The organism is Solirubrobacter pauli, from assembly GCF_003633755.1.
GTDB classification, from domain to species: domain Bacteria; phylum Actinomycetota; class Thermoleophilia; order Solirubrobacterales; family Solirubrobacteraceae; genus Solirubrobacter; species Solirubrobacter pauli.
On record NZ_RBIL01000002.1, the window covers coordinates 1,900,400 to 1,921,466 of the forward strand.

10 protein-coding genes are annotated in these 21,067 nt (G+C 72.3%); 2 read left to right on the forward strand and 8 right to left on the reverse strand.

What is annotated here, in order from left to right:
• Positions 1 to 233 precede the first annotated feature (233 nt).
• Positions 234 to 13,157, forward strand: a complete 12,924-nt coding sequence (locus C8N24_RS28570; RefSeq protein WP_121256581.1) for a PKD domain-containing protein — start codon at positions 234 to 236, stop codon at positions 13,155 to 13,157.
• A 40-nt stretch (positions 13,158 to 13,197) separates the two neighbouring features.
• On the opposite strand, the gene gatB is transcribed toward C8N24_RS28570, so the two are convergent.
• From gatB to folD, 8 genes are read right to left on the reverse strand one after another with little or no spacing between them, the layout of a single operon-like run.
• Positions 13,198 to 14,625 carry an Asp-tRNA(Asn)/Glu-tRNA(Gln) amidotransferase subunit GatB gene (gene gatB, locus C8N24_RS28575; RefSeq protein WP_121256583.1) on the reverse strand — a complete coding sequence of 476 codons (1,428 nt, stop codon included), beginning with the start codon at positions 14,623 to 14,625 and terminating at the stop codon, positions 13,198 to 13,200.
• The gene (gatA, locus tag C8N24_RS28580) at positions 14,622 to 16,028 is read right to left on the reverse strand and encodes an Asp-tRNA(Asn)/Glu-tRNA(Gln) amidotransferase subunit GatA (protein WP_121256585.1); all 1,407 of its coding nucleotides are present in this window, start codon (positions 16,026 to 16,028) and stop codon (positions 14,622 to 14,624) included. Before gatA ends, gatB begins: the two co-directional genes overlap by 4 nt.
• Entirely contained in the window at positions 16,025 to 16,312 is a 288-nt protein-coding gene (gene gatC / locus C8N24_RS28585) for an Asp-tRNA(Asn)/Glu-tRNA(Gln) amidotransferase subunit GatC (RefSeq protein WP_121256587.1), read from the reverse strand. Before gatC ends, gatA begins: the two co-directional genes overlap by 4 nt.
• An 11-nt stretch (positions 16,313 to 16,323) precedes the next feature.
• Positions 16,324 to 17,064, reverse strand: coding sequence for a hypothetical protein (locus tag C8N24_RS28590; RefSeq protein ID WP_121256590.1), 741 nt, complete (start codon positions 17,062 to 17,064; stop codon positions 16,324 to 16,326).
• Positions 17,051 to 17,830: a hypothetical protein gene (locus C8N24_RS28595; protein WP_121256592.1), complete on the reverse strand. Its 780-nt coding sequence runs from the start codon at positions 17,828 to 17,830 to the stop codon at positions 17,051 to 17,053. Before C8N24_RS28595 ends, C8N24_RS28590 begins: the two co-directional genes overlap by 14 nt.
• Entirely contained in the window at positions 17,817 to 18,191 is a 375-nt protein-coding gene (locus C8N24_RS28600) for a hypothetical protein (RefSeq protein ID WP_121256594.1), read from the reverse strand. Before C8N24_RS28600 ends, C8N24_RS28595 begins: the two co-directional genes overlap by 14 nt.
• Positions 18,181 to 18,561: a hypothetical protein gene (locus C8N24_RS28605; protein ID WP_121256597.1), complete on the reverse strand. Its 381-nt coding sequence runs from the start codon at positions 18,559 to 18,561 to the stop codon at positions 18,181 to 18,183. Before C8N24_RS28605 ends, C8N24_RS28600 begins: the two co-directional genes overlap by 11 nt.
• Positions 18,561 to 19,409 (reverse strand): bifunctional methylenetetrahydrofolate dehydrogenase/methenyltetrahydrofolate cyclohydrolase FolD, encoded by an 849-nt coding sequence (gene folD, locus C8N24_RS28610; RefSeq protein ID WP_121256601.1) that lies wholly within the window; start codon positions 19,407 to 19,409, stop codon positions 18,561 to 18,563. The genes C8N24_RS28605 and folD overlap by 1 nt, the downstream gene beginning before the upstream one ends.
• 29 nt (positions 19,410 to 19,438) lie before the next feature.
• Between folD and C8N24_RS28615 the strand changes: the two genes are divergently transcribed.
• Positions 19,439 to 21,067 (forward strand): gamma-glutamyltransferase family protein, encoded by a 1,629-nt coding sequence (locus C8N24_RS28615; RefSeq protein ID WP_121256604.1) that lies wholly within the window; start codon positions 19,439 to 19,441, stop codon positions 21,065 to 21,067.

A 21,067-nucleotide genomic window follows, 5' to 3' on the forward strand; every position in this document is an offset into this window, starting at 1 on the left:
GCCAGTGATCTCGGCGACGCCGACGGAGACCTCGCGCCCGCGGCTGCGTGCGGCTCGGCACCGGCCACTATTACCAGGAGATTCGTATGGAATCGGAACCCTGACCTTGACGTAGGTCAGCACCTTCGGATGTAATCGGCGTCACGGTCCGATGGGTACGCACGCCCCCCGACTCGGCCGTCACGGAGGACAACTTGCGCCGCGGTCGACTCATCGGATGCCTTTGGCTGGCCATGCTCATGCTGGCCGCCCCCACACCCGCGCGGGCGGCCGCGGACCCGCCTGCCAACGACGCGTTCGCCTCGCCGGTCGTCCTGACCGGCGAATCGGTCGTGCGCGACGTGACCACGACCGGCGCCACGAGCGAGCCTGGCGAGGCGGCGGTGCTGCCCGGGGCCGGCGCGAGCGTGTGGTTCCAGTGGACGGCACCGGCCAACACGATCGTCTCGATCAACGCCTGTGAAGCCGACTTCACGCCCGTGCTCGGCGTGTTCGTGGGTTCCGGTCTGGCGAACCTGAGCCGAATCGACAGCGGCTGCACCGCGTCCTTCGGCACGGGCGGAAGCCCGCTGACCGTCCGGATCGCGGTGGCGGGCGAGAACGGCGAGACCGGCACCGCGCGGCTGACGATCAACCCGCCCGCGGCCAACGACGACTTCGCCGCCGCGAAGCAGCTCGACCCGCTCGACGGCGTCCTGTACGACTACGGCAGCACGCAGTTCTCGACTCGCGAGGCCGGCGAGCCCGACCACGCCGACGGCGGCGGCGCGCACTCGCTCTGGTACCGCTGGACGGCCACGCGCACGTCGCAGGTGACGATCGACACCTGCAGCTACCCGGGCTTCGACACGACGCTGTCCGTCTACACCGGCACCAGCCTCGCCCAGCTCCAGCCGGTCATGCAGAACGACGACTCGTCCGCCTGCCTGGCATCGCCGAAGGGCTCGAGCGTCTCGTTCCTGGCCGAAGCCGGCCGCGAGTACCGGATCGCGGTCGACGGCCACGGCCCGTCCGCCTCCGGCACTTTCACGCTCACGCTCCACGGCCCGCCGCTCAATGACGACTTCGCCGACGCGCGCGAGATGTCCGCGCGCTCTGGCCACTACAACACGACCGAGGGGGCGAGCAAGGAGCCCGGGGAGCCCAACCACGGCGGCGACGCCGGCGGCCACTCCGTCTGGTTCAAGTGGACGGCGACCCGTTCGCGGACGGTGACGCTCTCGCTCTGCTTCGCCGCGTTCGACCCGCTCTACGCGGTCTACACGGGCAACGCGGTGAACGCGCTGACCCCCGTGGCGACGACCGCGCCGGCGCCGTCCGACGATTGCACCGGCGGCGGGCAGACCACCTTCCAGGCCGTCGCCGGGACCACCTACCGGATCGCGCTCGATGGCAAGGCGGGCGCGAGCGGCACCTACTCGCTCGACTTCCCGCCGGCCAACGACGACTTCGCGGGCGCGGTCGCGGTCAACACGATCAGCGACTACGAGAACTACGAGAGCCTCGCCCGCGCCTCGCGCGAGCCGGGAGAGCCCGATCACGGCGGCATCGGCCGCAGCGCGTGGCTCACCTACCGGTCCGAGACCACGCAGACGGTGACGCTCGACACCTGCCTGTCGGACACGCCGACCGTGCTCGCGGTGTACACCGGCACGAGCGTCGGCGCGCTCACCAAGATCACCGGCTCGACGACGCCGGGCAGCTACTGCTCCGCGGGCAGCAGCGGCGTCGGCGTGACGTTCACCGCCCAGGCGCAGACGACGTACCGGATCGCGATCGACGCCCGCACCGCCGCGCTCGGCGCCTACTGGCTCCGGTTCGCCACCGCACCCGTCAACGACGCGTTCGCCGCCGCCCGCGAGCTCACCGGCACCACGATCTCAGGCACCACCCGCGGCGCGACCAAGGAGACCGGCGAGCCCACGCACGCCGGCATCCCCGGCGGACACTCGGTCTGGTACCGCTGGACCGCGCCGAGCACCGGCAGCATGACGCTCGACGCCTGCGGCGACGACCAGATCTACTCGGGCTACGTCGACACCGTGCTCGCCGTCTACGAGGGCGACGAGCTCGGCTCACTGACCCAGCTGGCGGCCAACGACAACGGCCCTGCGTCGTGCGCGAACGGGAATCCGCAGGCCTCCTCGGTGACCTTCCCGACGGTCGCCGGCAAGCAGTACCGGATCGCGGTCGACGGCGCGTTCGGCCATGCGGGCAGCTTCCGGCTCGTCTTCCCGGCCGCTCCGGTCAACGACGCGTTCGCGACCGCGACCACGTTGACCGGCCAGTTCGTCAACATCACCGCCGCGAACGCCGGCGCCACCAAGGAGGCGGGCGAGCCGGCGCACGCGGGCGACGCCGGCGGTCGCTCGGTCTGGTACCAGTGGACGGCGCCGACCACGAGCCGCTACGTGCTCGACACCTGCAACGCGAGCTTCGACACGCTGCTCGCCGTCTACTTCGGCAGTGCGGTCGGCGCGCTCGCGGAGATCGGCCGCAGCGACGACGCGGTCGCCTGCGGCGTCGGCTCGACTCGCAGCAGCGTCACGTTCAGCGCGACGGCGGGGACGAGCTACCGCTTCGCGATCGACGGCAAGAACGGAGCGTCCGGCTCGATCCCGCTCACGCTCGCCACCGTCGCGGGCAACGACGACTTCGCGACTCCCTACTCGCTCACCGCGAACACGTACTCCACCCGGGGAGCGAGCCGCCAGGCCGGCGAGCCCGACCATGCCGGCAAGCCGGGCAGTGCCTCGGTCTGGTTCGTGTTCTTCGCCAACGCCACGGGCCCGGTGACGATCTCGACCTGCCCCGCCGGCGGCTTCACCAGCTACGACACCGTGCTCGCGGTGTACAAGGGCTCGACCCTGGCGACGCTGGACCCCGTCGTCTCCAACGACGACTCCGAGGCCTGCGGCGCGGGCTCCAAGCGCAGCCTCGTGACCTTCACGGCCACGGCCGGCACGTCCTACCGGGTGGCCGTCGACAGCAGGGACGGCGTCACCGGCTCGCTCTCGATGGACCTCGACGCCAAGCCCGGCAACGACGACTTCGCGTCCGCCACGACGCCGGCCTCGGAGGGCTCGCTGCTCTCGGGCTCGACCCGCTCGGCCACGCGCCAGGCGGACGAGCCCGCCCACGCCGGCGACAGCGCCAGCGGCACCGTCTGGTACCGCTGGATCGCGCCCACGACCGGCCCGGCGACCTTCGACACCTGCACGCTGCCCGGCCTGCGCACCGACACGATCATCGCGGTCTACTCCGGCACCAGCCTCGGCGCGCTCACGCCTGAGGCGAGCAACGACGACACCGCGGGCTGCGGCGACGGGACGCAGAGCCGCGTCACGTTCCCCGCCAGCGCCGGGCGCGAGTACCGGATCGCCGTCGCGGGCAAGGGCCTCGGCGGGCCGTTCTACCTGCAGCTGACCGCGGTTCCCGCCAACGATGCGTTCGCCACGCCTCGAGGGCTGGGCTCCATCGCCCCCGCGTTCAACGGGAGCAACCGCAGCGCGACCAAGGAGGCCGGCGAGCCCAGCCACGCCGGCAACGCGGGCGGCCACTCGCTGTGGTTCAGCTTCCTGGCGAGCAACAGCGGGACGGTCACGATCGACGCCTGCAACTCGCTGATCGACACCGTGCTCGCGGTCTACACCGGCACGGCGCTCAACGCGCTGGAGCCGGTCACCACGGGCGACGACGAGTGCGGAACGCAGAGCCGGGTGCGGTTCCCGGCCGTGGCTGGGACCGTGTACCGGATCGCGCTCGACGGCAAGAACGGCGCGATCGGCTCGGTCTCGCTCACGCTTGGCCAGGCACCGGTCAATGACGCCTTCGGGGATGCGATCGAGCTGCTCCCGAATCCGCCGGTGGCGATCGCCGAGAACGGCTACGCGACTGCCGAGGCGGGTGAGCCCGCGCATGCCGGCCAGCCCGCGACGCGCTCGGTGTGGTGGCGCTGGACGCCCGAGCAGGACGTGCGGGTGACGATCCAGGTCTGCCAGTCCTCGAGCGCGCTGAACCCCGTCCTGGCCGTCTACACCGGCACCGCGTTGAACGCGCTGACGCCCGTCGACCAGGCCGGGCGGACGAGCGAGTGCCGGCTGAGCCTCGCGGCGAAGGCGGGCACGACCTACCGGATCGCGGTCGACGCGAAGTCCGGCGGCGGCACGTTCGGGCTGGCGATCGTCTTCCCGCCGGACAACGACGACTTCGCCAACGCGCGCTTCGCGTCGCCCTATGGCAGCAGCTACGGCACCAACGATGCCGCCACGGTGCAGGCCGGGGAGCCCGACCACGCCGGGATCGCCGGCGGGCACTCCGTCTGGTACCGCTGGACCGCGACCCAGACGGGCACCACGACGCTCAGCACGTGCGGCTCCAACACGACCTTCGACACACTGCTCGCGGTCTATACGGGCACCGCCGTCGGCGCCCTGCAGTCGGTCGCCTTCGACGACGACGGCTGCGGAACGGGCAGCCGGCTGACGTTCACCGCGGTCGCCGGCACGGAGTACCGGTTCGTCGTGGACGGCAAGGCGGGCGCGGTCGGCTCGTTCTACCTGCGGCTCACCCCGCGGCCGGACAACGACGACTTCGCGGAGGCGCCCGGGATCGGCCGGATGAGCCTGGACGCCTCCAACGAGAACGCGACGGCGCAGGCCGGCGAGCCGCAGCACGCGGGACAGGTGGGCGGTCGCTCGGTCTGGTACGCGTGGACGGCGAACCGCTCGGGCGACGTGCGGATCGCGATCTGCAAGGCCGAGTTCGACACGCTGCTGGCCGTCTATCGCGGCAGCGCGCTCGGCTCGCTCACCGAGGTGGCGCGCAACGACGACTCGGACCGCTGCGGTGCGGGCGCGACGCGCAGCGCCTTGACCTTCGCGGCCACGGCGGGCACCCGATATCTGATCGCGGTCGACGGGAAGGCGGGTGCGCAGGGTGCGTTCACGCTGCAGTTCGACCAGCCCGCCAACGACAACTTCGCAGACGCAGAGACGCTGACCGGCCGAGAGACGAGCGTGTCCGGCGACGGCTCGGCCGCCGGCGCCGAGGCCGGCGAGCCCGATCACGGGCTCTTCATCCCCGCGTCCCGCTCGGTCTGGTACCGCTGGACGGCGCCGATCGACGGTGCGTACACCTTCTCGACGTGCACGAGCAGCACGCGGCTGGCGCTCTATCGCGGCGCCTCGCTGGCCACGCTGACCCCTGCGACCGTCACCGGCGGGTTCAGCCCGACCTGCGCGTCGTCCTACACCATCCAGGCGACGGCGGGCACGGAATACCGGATCGCGGTCGACGGCTACGAATTCAACCTGACCGTGGTCGGCCCGCCGGCCAACGACGCGTTCGCCGACGCGCGCGACCTCGGCTCGAACTTGAGCATCGGCTCCGAGCGCAACACGAACGCGTCCCGTGAGACGGAGGAGGTCGCGAGCGCCGCGCACTCGGTCTGGTACCGCTGGACGGCGCCGCGCACCGGCGAGACGACGATCGACACGTGCTCGCTGGCGGACTTCGACGCGGTGCTGTCGGTGTTCACGGGGACCTCACTGGCCGCGTTGACGCCGATCGCCTCCGGGGACGGCTGCGGCGCGTCGCGGGTGACGTTCCCGGCAGTCGCGGGCACCGAGTACCGGATCGCCGTCGACGGGCTGGCCGGCGCGACCGGACGCTTCGGGCTGCGCTTCGAGGTGCCGCCGGCCAACGACGCGTTCGCTGCGGCGGAGCCGTTGACCGGGTCGGTGACCGGCACCAACGCGCACGCGTCCAGCGAGCCGGGCGAGCCGCAGCACGCGGGTGTCGGGGGCGGACGCTCCGTCTGGTACCGCTGGACCGCGGCCGCGGCGAGCCGGGTGATCGTCGACACCTGCGGGTCCGCGCTGGACACCGTGCTCGGCGTCTACGCGGGTGCGAGCGTGAACGCGCTGACGCAGATCGACGCCAACGACGACAGCCTCGCCTGTGCGCCCGGCGTGCCCGGCAGCCGCGTCGTCTTCGACGCCACCGCGGGCGCCTCCTACGCGTTCGCCATCGACGGCAAGGCCGGCGCGGCGGGCACGTTCGTGCTCCGCGTCACCCTCGTCCCGGTCAACGATGACTTCGATCGCGCGACCGCGATCGCCACCGACGCCGACTTCGTGCCCGGCGACACCCGCGGCGCGTCGCTCGAGAGCGGCGAGCCCGCGCACGGCGGCCGCAGCGGGCTCGTGTCGGTCTGGTACCGCTGGACCGCGCCGGTCAACGGCACCGTGCGTCTCGATGCGTGCGGGCCGGACCGCGAGATCGCCGTCTACACCGGCAGCGCGGTGAGCGCGCTCACGGCTGTGTCGGGCAGCGGCTGCCGGGTCAGCTTCGAGGCCGTGGCGGGCACCGCGTACCGGATCGCGGTGGCGACCCCGGCGGACGCCACATCCTCCTTCACGCTCGCGCTCACGCGTCCGCCCGCCAACGACCGATTCGCGGCGGCCACGCGGGTCACGTCGGCCGCCGCGGTCGTCTCCGGGACCCTCGACCTGGCCGGCCGCGAGCCGGGCGAGCCTGTGGCGCTGACTCGTTCGGTCTGGTACCGCTGGACGGCGCCGACGAGCGGGCGGGTGCGGATCGCCGGCTGCGGCGCCGGGACTCCGTCCGTCTACACCGGCACTGACGTCGCCGCGTTGACGCTCGTCGCCGCGGGCACGACCGGGCGCTGCGGCTCCCTCGCGACCTTCGACGCGGTCGCGGGGACCGACTACGCGATCGCCGTCGACGGGGCGCAGACGACCTTCAAGCTGGCGATCAACGGGCCCGCCAACGACGACTTCGAGGACGCGGCCGTGCTCACCGGCGCGGCGGCGAGCGGCCGGGCGTCGACGCTCGCCGCGACCGCGCAGGCCGGCGAGCCCGCGCACTGGAACGGCGCGACGGGCTCGGTCTGGTGGAAGTGGACGGCGCCGTCGTCGGGCACGTTCGCGGTCAGCACCTGCGGCAGCTCGTTCGACACGGTGCTGGCGATCTACCGGGGAACGAGCCTCGCGGGCCTGACTTCGTTGGCGGCCAACGACACCGGCGGCAGCTGCGGAACCGGCTCGCGCGCGACGTTCACGGCCACCGCGGGAACCACCTACGCGTTCGCGGTCGACGGCCGCCTGGACACGCTGCGCGGCGAGGTCTCGCTCACCCTGAACGCACCGACCAACGACCTCTTCTCCGCGCCGGTCAACGTCACGGGGGCGTCGGTGAACGGGACCAATGTGGGGGCGAGCGTCGAGAACGGCGAGCCGCTGCACGGCGGCGCGGGCGGCGCGTCGGTGTGGTTCACGTGGACCGCGCCGGCCTCGGGCATCGAGCGTGTGTCGGCGTGCGGCGCGACCGGCTTCGAGCCGATGGTCGCGGTCTACACGGGCTCGTCGCTGGGATCGCTGACCCGCGCGGCCTCGGCCACCGGCGACTGCTCGGCCACCTTCAACACCGTCGGCGGGACCACGTACCGGATCGCCGTCGACGGCCGCGACGCCGCGACCGGGACGTTCGCGCTCGCGTTCGAGCGCATCTCGCCGGCCAACGACGCGTTCGCCTCGGCGACCGCCCTGACCGGCGCGGCGCCGGTCGCTTCGCAGGGCACGGCGGGTGCGAGCGCCGAGACGGGCGAACCCGCGCACGCGGGTGTCGCGGCGGCGCGGTCGGTGTGGTTCCGCTGGACGGCGCCGGCGAGCGCGACGATCCAGTTCGACACCTGCGACTCCGACTTCGACACGCGGATCGCGGTGTATCGCGGCTCGTCACTCGGCGCGTTGCAGACCGTCGGTGGCGACGACGACGGCTGCGGCGGCGGTCGCAGCCGCGTGCGGCTGCCGGTGACCGCCGGACAGGAGTACCGGATCGCGGTCGACGGCGCGGCTGCCGGCTCCCTCGTCCTCCGCGTCAACCGGCCGTTCAACGACCCCTATGGTGAGCCCGAGCCCGTCCCCGAGGCGCGTGTCGTCACGGGCACGACGGTCGGCGCCACGCGTCAGCCGGACGAGCCCGGCTCATCCGCGCAGACCGTCTGGTACCGCTGGTCGGCGCCGGCCGACGGCCCGGTGAGCGTCGCGGTCACGTGCCCGGGTGGGGCGCAGGTCCTGCTCGCGGTGTTCGATGCGGGTGCGCAGGCCCAGCGGCTGTCCGCGCAGGGGTGCAACGGCGCGGGTTCGACCCGGGCTCGCGGCACCTTCACGGCTGTGGCCGGCAGCGCGTACCTGATCGCGGTCGGGCATGCGACGGCGGTCGCGGGCGGGACGTTCGTCCTACGTGTCGGCGTGCCCGCCAACGACGACTTCGCGGATGCCGCGGTGCTGTCCGGGACGCACGTGGACGTCAACGCCTCCACGGTCGCGGCGAGCGTCGAGACCGGCGATCCGCTGTCCGCCACCGGGGCGTCGTTGTGGTGGGCGTGGACGGCGCCGGCGAGCGGGTCGGTCAGCGTCGACGTGTGCGGCTCGGCGATGACGCCCGGCGTGTACACCGGCAGCGCGGTGGGCGCGCTGACGGCGGTCGGGACGCGCAACGGCTGCACCATCACCTTCGCGGCGACGCAGGGCACCCGCTACATCGTCGGGGCCGGCGGCTCGGCGGGCGACTTCGCGTTGCACCTCGACGCCGCGACCGACACGACCCCGCCCGACACGTCGATCACAAACGGTCCGGCGGAACGGATCAACACCGCCGACGCGACGTTCGCGTTCGCTTCGACCGAGTCGGGCTCGACCTTCGAGTGCTCGCTCGACGGCGCGGCGTTCGCCGCCTGCGTCACGCCCCACGCGGTCCACGGCCTTGGCGAGCGCGAGCACACGCTGCAGGTGCGGGCGATCGATCCCGCGGGCAACGTGGATGCGACACCCGCCACGCACACGTTCACCGTCGACCGAACGGCGCCGAACACGACGATCACCGCCGATCCGGCGCCGTACACGTCGCAGCCGTCGGTCGCGATCGCGTTCGACGCGAGCGAGACGTCGACGTATGCGTGCTCGTGGGACGGCGGCGCGTTCGCGCCGTGCGGCTCGCCGTTCACGCGCTCGGGGCTGGCCGACAAGCAGTACACGTTCTCGGTCCGTGCGATCGACGCGGCCGGCAACGTCGATCCGACGCCGGCCACGACGAGCTTCTTCGTCGACGCGGCGGCGCCGGAGACGTCGATCAGCGGCGACCCGCCGCACGACGTCTCGGCGCGGCCTTTGGCGGTGGCGTTCGGGGCGAGCAAGACCGGCGTGACGTTCGCGTGCAGCCTCGACGGCGCGACCGCCGCGCCGTGCACCTCCCCGCACACGCTGTCCGGGCTCACCGACGGCGCACACCGCTTCACGGTGGTGGGCACCGACCGCGCCGGCCACGTGGACGCGACGCCGGCCGAGTACCTGTTCGTCGTCGACGGCTCGCCGCTGACCGCTCGCGCGGGCGATGACCGCACCGTGCTGCGCAACACAGCGGTCGACTTCGACGCGTCCGCGTCGCGACCGGTCGGCGGCATCGAATCCTACGTCTGGGACTTCGGCGACGGTGCGACCGCAACGGGAGTGCGCGCCTCCCACGCCTACGCGAACGCGGGCAACTACACGGCCAAGCTGACCGTGACCGGCGCGTCCGGGAGCTCGAGCGCGACGGTGCGGGTGCGGGTGCTCGCGCCCGCCGGCAGCGTCAGCGTGACCGTCCGCGACACGGGCGGCGCGGTGCTGGCCGGCGCCGACGTGCTCGTCATGCTTCCGAACGGAGGACGCGTGCAGTCCGCGACCGGGCCCGACGGCGTCGCTCGGCTCTACGGGCTCGCGGACGGCAGCTACACGGCCTACGTCCAGGCCGCGGGGCACGTCCCGGCGACCACCGAGCTCACCGTGAGCAACGGCGAGGCGAACGCCGCCGCGACGCTCCGCCCGGGCCCGGTGGCGGCGGCGACGCTGTCCGTGCACCGGATGACGCTCGCGCAGATCCTCGCCGCCGGCATCAACCCGAACGACCCGGCCAACCAGAACGCGTTCGAGTTCACCACCCGGCTCAGCTACGGCGGGGTCGACTACAACCGGACCTGCATCGTCGCGAGCGGCGGCTGGGTCAACTGCGGCGGTGGCAGCGGCTCCAACGGGCTCCCGCCCGGCTGGAGCGGCCGCGCCTACTACCCCGATCCCGACGGCGAGCCCACGATCGTCTGGATGGCGATGGAGGGCGAGGCCCGCTGGCTGAAGGAGTTCTTCTCCGTCGACCTGATCGTCCAGAACCTCGCACCCGGGGGCTTCACCTTCACCGGCGGCCAAGCCCGGCTGAACCTGCCCGACGGCCTCAGCCTGGCGCCCACCTCAGCAGCCCAGTCTCTGACCAAGACGGTCGCGGACATCGGTGGCAACACCTCCCGCGCCGTCAACTGGAAGATCCGCGGCGACCGCGAAGGCTTCTACAACCTCTCTGTCGACTACTCCGCGACGATGGCCCCGTTCAACACGCGCGTCGTCCTGCGCGGCGAGACCGCCTCCCCCTTCCGCGTCTGGGGTCTCTCCGCCCTCCAGCTCGTCATCGACACCGACGACGAGGCCAAGGACCTGCACCCCCAGACCATGCGCGTCGGCCTCAAGAACGTCTCCGACGTCCCGGTCTACAACGCCAGCCTCGAGCTCAAGGGCGACCCGTCCAACGGCATCGTCATGCAGCCCCGACAGCAGTCCGAGTACGCCACCAAGTCGATCCCCGCCGGCGGCACCTTCTGGGCCGGCCCGTATGTCCTCGTCGGCCAGGTCACCGGCCAGATCGGCGGAACCGGCGACCTCAACCTCTCCCGCTCCTTCGTCCGCCGCGTCGCCGGCGACGCCAACGAGACCGCCACGATCATCAAGCACCCCCGCGTCCCCGCGATCGACGCCACCCCGAAGGTGCGGGTGCTCGAGCCCCCGCTCGGCGACGAGATCGCGCTCAGCTGGGACCCGATCCCGGGGGCGACGCAGTATCAGGTCTACCGGACCAAGAACCTCTCCGACGGCTTCCCGGCGGAGCCGTGGATGACGACGACCAAGACCTCGTTCGTGCTCGACTCCGACGCGTTCGACGATGACTACCTCGCGGTCAGCTCGGTCGTGAACGGCGAGCTGCGGATGCGCCACGCCGTGCTCGGCCACGTCCTGCGCACCACCACGCCGTCTTGCGACGACCCCGAGCAGCCCTATGACGGCTTCCGCTGGAACGCCCCCGCACGCACCAACACCCCGGCGAACTGCTCGGTGATCGATGGACCGACCACGGTCTCATGGACGGTGGTCTCCGACAACGGTCCCGTGACGATGCGGCTGGCCGGCGACGAGCGCGTGCGGCTCTGGGATTGCGAGAACACGACCGCGACGAACGGGACCACCCACTCCGCGACGGCGCGCTGCACGATCGCTGGGCCGCGCACGGGCTCCAACGCGACGTTGCAGGTGATGGCCGACGACGGCTTCGGCACGTCGGTTCGCACCTACCGCGTCGCGGTCGACTTCCTCGGCTACGTGTTCGAGAACGACGGCATGAGCAACGGGTTCGCCCGTGACGCGCACCTCAAGCGCGAGGACGTCCTGCCCGATTCCGCGATCCGCGAGATCTTCAAGGAAGAACAGGCGGTCGAGGAACGCGACGACCTCTGGGAGCTCGCGGATGCAGGCACGTGCTACGGCATGGCGCTCAGCGGCGCCCGTTTCGACGCCGAGATCGTCCCCCTGCGAAGCCCTTCGCTGGGCCGGTCCGATGACCTGTGGGACCTGGCTGACGAGAGCCTGCTTCCCCCGCCCAACGGCGACACCCGCCCCGTGTACACGAAAGAGCTGCTCAGGCGCCTGATGATGGACATGGTGTCGCAGCGGTCGTGGGACGCCACGTATGACAAGGTCAAGCAGTACGGCCAGTTCGTTGATTCCAAGGACACCGCGAAGTCGGTCTACGACACGTTCAACCGGGTCATGGCCCTCGGGAAATGGCGCGACAGCGACTTCGGCACGTCTGGCCCTGCCAACACGGGCCTCGCGGTGGTGACCATCCATTGGGCGAAGAACTGGTGGGCGTTGCCCGACGAGCACTTCGGCCATGCCGTGGTGGCCCACGGCCTGCGCCGGGAATCGGACGGAACGACGCTGATCGATGTGTGGGACAACAACTACCCCGGCGAGACCAAGACGATCGAGGTCGAGAAGGACGGCACCGTGCGCTACGCGCCGTCCGAGATCGACGGTAAGTTCTCCGGTACGGGGTCCAAGCACGTGGAGATCGCGGCGCTGCCGCTCTATGAGGCTCGCGGACTGCTGTACCGCAGCAAGGACGGCTCCGACACGGCGATCGCCGACGTTCCGGCGAGCACCCACCTCGAGGCCGGCGCCGACGCGAACATCATGCCCGTCCTCGCCGGTGGCAGGGAATACGCCGGCGTCTCCGCGTTCTATCGATCGCAGCGGGCGACGATGCGGCTCGTCGGCGATCAGCCGCGCGCGACCGTCCGCGGCGAGCATGTCGTCGCCAACGTCAAGCGTGCGAGCGGCACCGGCGAGCTGCAGACGACGTTCGACCTGGCCGCGGGCTCGCTGCAGGCGACCGGCGGACCGGTGACCCTGACGATCGACCGCGACGGGCGCCGGTACACGAGCACGGGCGCGTCGAAGCTGACCGTCGCGCCCGACGGGTCGGTCGATTCGGTGCCGGACGGAACCGGTGCGCGTGTCGAGGTGACCGGTCCGAGCGGCGTGGTTCAGAGCTATGTCCCGACGGTTCAGGCTCAGCCGTCGCCGACGCCCGATCCTGGCGCGACGCCGACGCCGACGCCCACGCCGGTGCCGCCGACCGGTGGCGGTGGGACGACTCCGCCGCCGCTGAAGCCTGCGCTCGGTGGGTTCAGCGCGGCGAAGTCGGTCAAGGCGTCCGCGCTGGCGAAGGGGCTGAAGCTGACCCTCAAGGGCGCTGTGAAGGGTGCGACGGTGAAGGTGCGCGTGCGCGAGCTGAAGGGCGCGAAGCCTGGGAAGCAGGTGGCGACCGCGACGATGAAGGCCAAGGGCAAGGCGACGGAGGCGATCACCGTGAAGGTCTCCAAGACCGCGGCGCGCAAGCTCGCCGGGAAGCGGCTGCTGGTCGAGGTGACGGCGACGCTCAAGGGCGCCGCGACCGTCACCAGGACAGTGCAGGTGGCCGTCAAGCGTTGAGACCGCGCGGCCCACGACGGGCCGCGCGGTCGCAAGGTGGTTAGACGCCCAGCTGCTCGCGGAGGAGGCGGTTCACTTCGCCTCCGTCGGCGCGGCCCTTGGTCTCGCGCATGATCGGGCCGACCAGCGCGCCCATCGCCTTGGCGTTGCCGCCGCGGATGCGCTCGACCACGTCCTGGTTCTCGGAGATGACCTTGGCGACGATCTGCGACAGCTCGCCGCTGTCCTCCATCACCGTGAGGCCCTCGGCCTCGGCGATGTCGGACGGGTGGTCGCCGGTCTCGACCATCTTGTCGAGCACGGTACGGGCGGAGCCGGCCGTGACCTTCTTCGCGCCCACGAGGCCCGCGAGCGCCGCCAGCTGGGCCGGGACGACCGGGGACTGGTGCGGGTCGGCGTCCGCGCCGAGGCGCGTGCGCAGCTCGGTGACCCAGATGCCGGCCGCCTTCGCGTCACGGTCGCCCTCGACGGCGACGCGCTCGAAGTACGTGCCCCAGGTGGGCTCGTAGGCGAACAGGTGCGCGGTGTCCCTGGGCAGGCCGAAGTCGGACTCGTAGCGCGCCTCGCGGTCGGCCGGGAGCTCGGGGATCGCGGCCTCGGCGGCAGCGATCATCTCCGGCGTCGGGACGAGCGGGACGAGGTCGGGCTCCGGGAAGTAGCGGTAGTCGTGCGCCTCTTCCTTGGAGCGCAGCGAGCTGATGCGGCCGCTGACCGGGTCGTAGTGCAGGGTCTCCTGCGTCACCTGCTCGCCGGACTCCAGCAGGGCCGTCTGGCGGGCGATCTCGGCGTTGATGCCCTGGGCGACGAACCGGAACGAGTTCATGTTCTTGAGCTCGGTCTTGGTGCCCAGGCCCTTCGAGCCCTTCGGGCGGATGGAGACGTTGGCGTCGCAGCGCAGCGAGCCCTCCTCCATGTTCACGTCGCTCACGCCGAGCTGGCGCAGCGTCTCGCGCAGCAGCTGCAGCCAGTCGCGGGCCTGCTCGGCCGAGTGGATGTCCGGCTCGGTGACGATCTCCGCGAGCGGGGTGCCGCCGCGGTTGTAGTCGACGACCGAGGACTCGGAGCCGTGGATCCGGCCTGAGGAGCCGGCGTGGACGAGCTTCGCCGCGTCCTCCTCGAGGTGGATGCGGTGGATCTTGACGTCACCCAGCTGGCCGCCCAGGCACAGCGGGATGTCGTACTGGGAGATCTGGTAGCCCTTGGAGAGGTCCGGATAGAAGTAGTTCTTGCGGTGGAAGATCGACCGCGGGGCGATCTCGCAGCCGAGCGCGAGGCCCATCATGATCCCGTACTGGACGGCCTGGGCGTTCGTCACCGGCAGCGTCCCCGGCAGGCCGAGGCAGACCGGGCAGGTGCGCGTGTTGGGCTCCTCGCCGAAGCTCAGCTCGCACCCGCAGAACATCTTCGTGCGGGTCTTGAGCTGAACGTGGATCTCCAGCCCGATGACGGGTTCGTATTCGGTGCTCATGCGTACGCCTTGCTTCCGTCGAAGCCGATGGCCTTCTCCAGCGCCAGCGCCGCGTCGAGGATGCGGTTCTCGCTGAACGCCGGACCGGCGATCTGGAAGCCGACCGGGAGCCCCTCGGAGAGGCCGTTCGGGATCGAGATCGCGGGGATGCCGGCCAGCGACATCGGGACCGTGCAGAAGTCGTTGAGGTACATCGCCAGCGGGTCCGACGTCTTCGAGTTGAGCTCGAACGCGACGCCCGGCGCGGTCGGCGTGACGATGAAGTCGAACTGGTCGAACGCGTTCTTGAAGTCCTGGGCGATCAGCGTGCGGACCTTCTGCGCGCGCCCGTAGTAGGCGTCGTAGTAGCCCGAGCTCAGCGCGTAGGTGCCCAGCATGATCCGGCGCTTGACCTCCGCGCCGAAGCCCGCCTCGCGCGTCTGGTTGTACATCTCGAGCAGCGAGTCGGCCTGCTTGCGGAAGCCGAAGCGCACGCCGTCGTAGCGCGCGAGGTTGGACGAGCACTCCGCGGGCGCGATCAGGTAGTACGCGGCGAGGCCGTGCGGCGCGTGCGGCAGGTGCGTGGTCTCGACGGTCGCGCCGAGGCTCTTGGCCAGCTCCAGCGTCTCGTTGAAGGCCTTCAGCACGCCCTCCTCGATGCCCTCGCCGGACAGCTCCTCCGGCACGCCGAGGCGGATGCCCTTGAGGCTGTCCGCGGTCGGGATGCGCACCGGCTCGGGCAGGCCGAGGCTCGTCTGGTCGCACGGGTCCTGGCCGACCATCGCCGACAGCAGCATGGCCGTGTCCGTGACGTCGCGCGTGAACGTGCCCGCCTGGTCCAGGCTCGAGGCGAAGGCGATCATCCCGTAGCGGGAGATCGCGCCGTACGTCGGCTTGAGGCCGACGATGCCCGTGAGCGCGGCCGGCTGGCGGATCGAGCCGCCGGTGTCCGTGCCGATCGACCACGGGGCCGTGGCGCCCGCGACGACCGCGGCGCTGCCGCCGGACGACCCGCCCGGGACGCGCGTGGTGTCCCACGGGTTGAGCGTCGGGCCGTAGGCCGAGTTCTCGGTCGACGAGCCCATCGCGAACTCGTCCTGGTTCGTCTTGCCCAGGAGCGTGCCGCCGGCGTCGTCCGTGAGCTTCTTGACCGACGTCGCGCTGTACGGCGGGCGGTAGTCCTCGAGGATCTTCGAGCCGGCCTGGCTCGGGATGCCCTCGGTGCAGAACAGGTCCTTGATCGCGATCGGCACGCCGGCGAACGGCTTGCTCGTGTCGATCGCCGGCGTCTCGTCGGCGACCCAGACGTACGAGTTGTACGGGTCGGCGGCCGCGCGCTTGCGGTAGAAGTCGAAGTACTCCTGCGCGTCCAGGTCACCGCTGCGGATCGCGTCCGCGGCCTGCTTGGCGGTCAGCTCGATCATGACGCGCCCGGGCTCGGGACGCGGAAGCCGCCGTCGGCGGCGTCCGGGGCGCTCGCGAGCGCCTTCTCGACCGGCATCGACGGACGTGGCACGTCCGCGCGCAGCGCGTTCTCGACGTCGATCACGTGCGAGGTGGGCTGGACGTCTTCGAGGTCGAGCTGACCGATCAGCTCGATGTGATCAAGGACTTTGGAGAGTTCGCCGCCGAAGCGCTCGACCTCCTCGGGGGTGAGCTCGAGGCGGGCAAGGCGGGCGACATGGAGAACCTGGTCGCTGCTGAGCATTGGCGAAGATGTTAGGCGGGTGCAGCGCGAGGCACCCACGTGCCCGCGTACGCCAGCGTCGCCGCCACCAGCGCGACGTACGCGCCGTAGGCCACGTTCGTCTCCTCGGGTTCGAACACGATCCGCGCGGCGACGAGCACGATCGCGACCCAGCCGACCGCTCTGGCGGCCGTTTGCGCCTTCGCCGAGCGCGCGGCGGCGAGCACGAGCAGCGCCAGCGCGGCGAGGGCGAGGTCGACGACGAGCAGCTGGTCCCACGCGCTGTGTGGGACGACCAGGAGCTCGTCCCAGTCGCTGGCTGGGAACCTGAGCCCGAGGTCGGGCCACGGCGCCCAGTACCAGCGCGCCGAGAGCGAGACGAGCAGCGCGAGGCCGCCGAGGCCGGTCGCGAGTGCCCGGGCGTCCCACCGCTGCGGGACGGCCGCGAGCGCGGCGCCGGCGAGCCCGACCCACGCGCCATACAGCAGGGGCGCGTAGCCCTGCTCCGGCCGGTCGAGCAGGACGTGGGCGACGAGCACGAGGGCGACGAGCCCGAACACGGTCCGTCCGCGCGGCGCGACGACGACCGCCAGCGCGAGGGCGGCCAGCAGCACGTCGAACAGCGAGAACGCCTGCCACGCCGACCCGAGCTCGGTGACCAGGATGTGGACCCCGTGGTCGCCGTCGTCGACCGACGTCATGCGTTCGCCATACCAGGGCAGCAACAGCGCGCCGAGCAGGACCAGCCCGCCGAGCCGGTTAAGCCACGGCACGCGGTGCCTCCCCGCTCGCCAGCCAGGCGGCGCCCCAGGCGACGGTCGCCGCGACGAGCGCGACGTACGCCCCGTAGTCCGTGGTGTATGGCGCGGGTGCGATGACGATGCGCACGGCCACGAGCACGACCGCGAGCCAGCCGACGGCTTTGAGCCGCGCGGCGGGCGCCGCTCCGTGCAGCGCGACGAGCGCGGCCAGGACGGCGATCGCGGCGACCAGGACGTCGACGACGGCCAGCCGCTGCCACGCGGTCCACTCGAGGCGCGTGCCTGCGTCCGGCACCGGCGTGCCCGGGTACAGCGTGGCCAGCGTCGCGCCGTACCAGGGCAGGGCCAGCGACAGCAGCAGCACGAAGCCCGCCCCGCCCACGAGCGCCTCGGCCGGGCGCGGCCTCCGCTCCGGCCAGGCGGCCATCAACGCGCCCGCAAGGCCGACGAAGCCGCCCCACGAGCGCTCCGCCGAGCCGTACTCGGGCAGCTCGACAAGCCGGGTGGCGATGACGGCGACCGCCGCCCAGGCCGCGTACACGCGCAGGCGCGGGACCAAGACGATCACCACGGCGAGCGCGGCGAGCACCACGTCGAGCAGCGCGAGGCTCCCCCACGCGCTCTCCAACCACGAGCGCGGAGTCGGCGGTGGCGGACTCGGCTCGCCCTCGATCCGCAGGACGCCGAACTGCTGGTGGATCCGGAACCAGGGCAGGAACAGCGAGCCGAGCAGGACGAGCCCTCCGGCCCGGGCGAGCCGTGCGCTAGGCGCGCCCACTGATTCCGCGTGCGGCGACCAGGGCGGCAAGGGCGGCGGCGAGTGCGATCCACACGCCGTAGCTCGTACCGAGGTCGCCGGGACGCCAAACCAGCTTGACCGCCACGAGGGCGGTCGCGAGCCCCGCGAACGCGGTGGCCGGGCCCGGGAAGCGGCGGAGGGCGAGGCCGACGATCGCGAACGCGAGCGCCGCGAGGAGCACGTCGACGACCGCGAACGCGTCCCAGGCCGAGATCGTGGCGTCACGCGTCTCGGTGAAGGCGCCCCGCGTGATGATGAACGCGGTCGCGTCGTACCAGGGCAGGAACAGCGACGCGAGCAGCACGAGCCCGCTCAGCGCCGTGAACGCCCTAGCCGGCATGGGGCGCCGGGCGCCGGGGCACTTCGGGGGCGGTCGCGCCCGGGGTGGACTCGTCGCGCAGGGACAGCCACGAGCCGACCCAGCCGACGAGCGCGGCCAGCGGGGCGACCCAGCCGCCGTCGCCGAACAGCCAGTCGAGCGCGGCGATCAGCAGCGGCAGCCAGCCGAACGCGCTGGCCAGCACGGCGGTGCGCACCGCCTTCGCCGGCCCGGAGGTGGCGACGCTGACGACCGGCACGGCGAGGAACAGCAGGGCGAAGACGATCAGGACGACGGCTTGCAGCGCGCCCATGTCCTCGCCCCAGTGCAGGAGCGCCGCGACGAGCAGGGCGAGGCCGCCAAGGCCGGCGATCGGCTCGCCCTTCCTCATCAGACGGCCGCAGCCGCCTTCGCGGCCTGGAGCGTGTTGCGGAGCAGCATCGCGATCGTCATCGGACCCACGCCGCCCGGCACGGGCGTGATCAGGCGCGCCCGTTCGGCGGCGGCCTCGAACTCTACGTCGCCGGTGAGCTTGCCGTCCAGGCGGTTCATGCCGACGTCGATGACGACCGCGCCCTCTTTGACCCAGTCGCCCTTGATCAGATGCGCGACGCCGACCGCGGCGACGAGCACGTCGGCGCGACGGCAGACCTCGGCGAGGTCCTTCGTGCGCGAGTGCGCGGTGGTGACGGTCGCGTTGGCCTGCAGGAGCAGCGCGGAGATCGGCTTGCCGACGAGGTCGCTGCGCCCGACGACGACGGCCTCCGCCCCGCTGAGGTCCACATCGTGGCGCTTGAGCAGCTCCATGCAGCCCAGCGGCGTGCACGGGCGCAGACCCGGGAGGTTCTTGTGCAGCAGGCCGGTCGAGATCGGCGTGAGGCCGTCGACGTCCTTGCCGGGCGCGATCTCCTCGGTCAGCTTCGGGCCGTCGATGTGCGGCGGTGGCGGAAGCTGGAGCAGGATGCCGCTGACGGCGGGATCGGCGTTGAGCTGGTGCAGCAGCGCGCGCACCTCCGCCTCGCTCGTGTCAGCCGCGAGGCGATGGTCGAAGCCGCGCATGCCGACCTCGGCGCACGCCTTCTGCTTGCCGCCGACGTACACCGCGGACGCGGGATCGTCACCGACGAGGACCGTCGCCAGACCGGGGGCTTCGTTCCCCGCGGCGACCCATTCCGCGACCTCGTCGCGGATCTCGTTGCGCACTTCCTGGGCGATGGCCTTGCCGTCGATGAGCGTCATCCGGCGCGTGAGGCTAGCGTTTCGGGTCGATGCGATTCACCACGCGCCCCGAGCTGAACGGCACCTTCGGGATGGTCGCCAGCACCCACTGGCTCGCGTCGGCGGCGGGGATGGCCGTGCTCGAGCGCGGCGGCAACGCGTTCGACGCCGCGTGCGCCGCCGGGTTCGCGCTGCAGGTCGTCGAGCCGCACATGAACGGGCCGGGCGGCGACCTGCCGTTGCTGCTGTGGGACGGGTCGCGCGTGCGCGTGATCTGCGGGCAGGGACCGTCGCCCGCCGCGGCGACCATCGACGCCTACCGCGAGCGCGGGTACGACCTCGTCCCCGGCATCGGGCCGTACGCCGCGTGCGTGCCGGGCGCGTTCGACGCCTGGTGCACGCTGCTGCGGGACTTCGGCACGTGGGAGCTCGCCGACGTGCTCGCGTTCGCGATCGGCTACGCGCGGGACGGCTTCCCGGCCACGCCCGGGATCATCAGCGCGATCGCGCGGCTGGACCCGGCGTGGGACGTGTCGGCCGCGATCTGGCGGGCGCGTGACGGACGTCTGCGCAACCCGATGCTCGCGGACCTGTACGAGCGGGTCGCGACCGTCCACGGCCCGACGCGCGAGGCGCGGATCGACGCCGCGCGTGACCGCTGGTATCGCGGCTGGGTGGCGGAGCAGCTCGTCGCCGGCTTCCTCGCGCCCGAGGACCTGGCGGCGTACCGGGCGGTCGTCGAGGAGCCGGTGTCGCTGCGCTTCCGCGACTGGACCGTGTTCAAGACCGGCCCGTGGGGCCAAGGACCGGTGCTCCTGCAGCAGCTCGCGCTGCTGCCCGACGACCTCGGCCCGTTCCTCGGCATCGACCACGTGCACACCGTGATCGAGGGCGCGAAGCTCGCCTTCGCGGACCGCGACGCCTGGTACGGCGACTCCGCGCCCGTGCCGCTCGACCTGCTGCTGTCCGCCGAGTACGCGGCCGAGCGCCGTGCGCTGATCGACGACACCGCCTCGGGCGAGCTGCGACCCGGCGGCCCGTCGCCGCGCTACCCGACCGTGCGCGCCGGCGCGGTCGGCGACGCCGAGCCCACGCGCGGCGACACCTGCCACCTCGACGTCGCCGACCGCTTCGGCAACCTCGTCAGCGCGACGCCCAGCGGCGGCTGGCTGCAGTCCTCCCCCGCGATCGACGGGCTCGGCTTCGCCCTCGGGACGCGGGCGCAGATGTTCTGGCTGGAGGAGGGCCTGCCTTCGTCGCTCAAGCCGGGCGTCCGCCCGCGCACCACGCTGTCGCCGAGCATGGCCGTCCACGACGACGGCACCGTGCTCGCGTTCGGCACCCCCGGCGGCGACCAGCAGGACCAGTGGTCGCTGCAGTTCTTCCTCGCCCATGCGGCGTTCGGCCTGAACCTGCAGGAGGCGATCGACGCGCCGATGTTCCACACCGACCACTTCCCGAGCTCGTTCCACCCGCGCGAGGTCGCCCTGCGCGCGGTCACGGCCGAGGGCCGCCTGCCGGCGGACACGATCGCCGCGCTGCGCGAGCGCGGCCACGCCGTCGACGTCACACCCGACTGGTCGCAGGGACGGCTCTCCGCCGTCTCACGCGCGCCCGACGGGCTGCTCCGCGCGGCCGCGAACCCGCGCGGGATGCAGGGCTACGCCGTCGGCAGGTGA

Excerpts from the sequence above, each read along its gene's own strand:
- C8N24_RS28570 (WP_121256581.1), top strand. The coding sequence starts at position 234 with ATGCTCATGCTGGCCGCCCCCACACCCGCGCGGGCGGCCGCGGACCCG.
- gatB (WP_121256583.1), bottom strand. The coding sequence starts at position 14,625 with ATGAGCACCGAATACGAACCCGTCATCGGGCTGGAGATCCACGTTCAG.
- gatA (WP_121256585.1), bottom strand. The coding sequence starts at position 16,028 with ATGATCGAGCTGACCGCCAAGCAGGCCGCGGACGCGATCCGCAGCGGT.
- gatC (WP_121256587.1), bottom strand. The coding sequence starts at position 16,312 with ATGCTCAGCAGCGACCAGGTTCTCCATGTCGCCCGCCTTGCCCGCCTC.
- C8N24_RS28600 (WP_121256594.1), bottom strand. The coding sequence starts at position 18,191 with ATGCCGGCTAGGGCGTTCACGGCGCTGAGCGGGCTCGTGCTGCTCGCG.
- C8N24_RS28605 (WP_121256597.1), bottom strand. The coding sequence starts at position 18,561 with ATGAGGAAGGGCGAGCCGATCGCCGGCCTTGGCGGCCTCGCCCTGCTC.
- folD (WP_121256601.1), bottom strand. The coding sequence starts at position 19,409 with ATGACGCTCATCGACGGCAAGGCCATCGCCCAGGAAGTGCGCAACGAG.
- C8N24_RS28615 (WP_121256604.1), top strand. The coding sequence starts at position 19,439 with ATGCGATTCACCACGCGCCCCGAGCTGAACGGCACCTTCGGGATGGTC.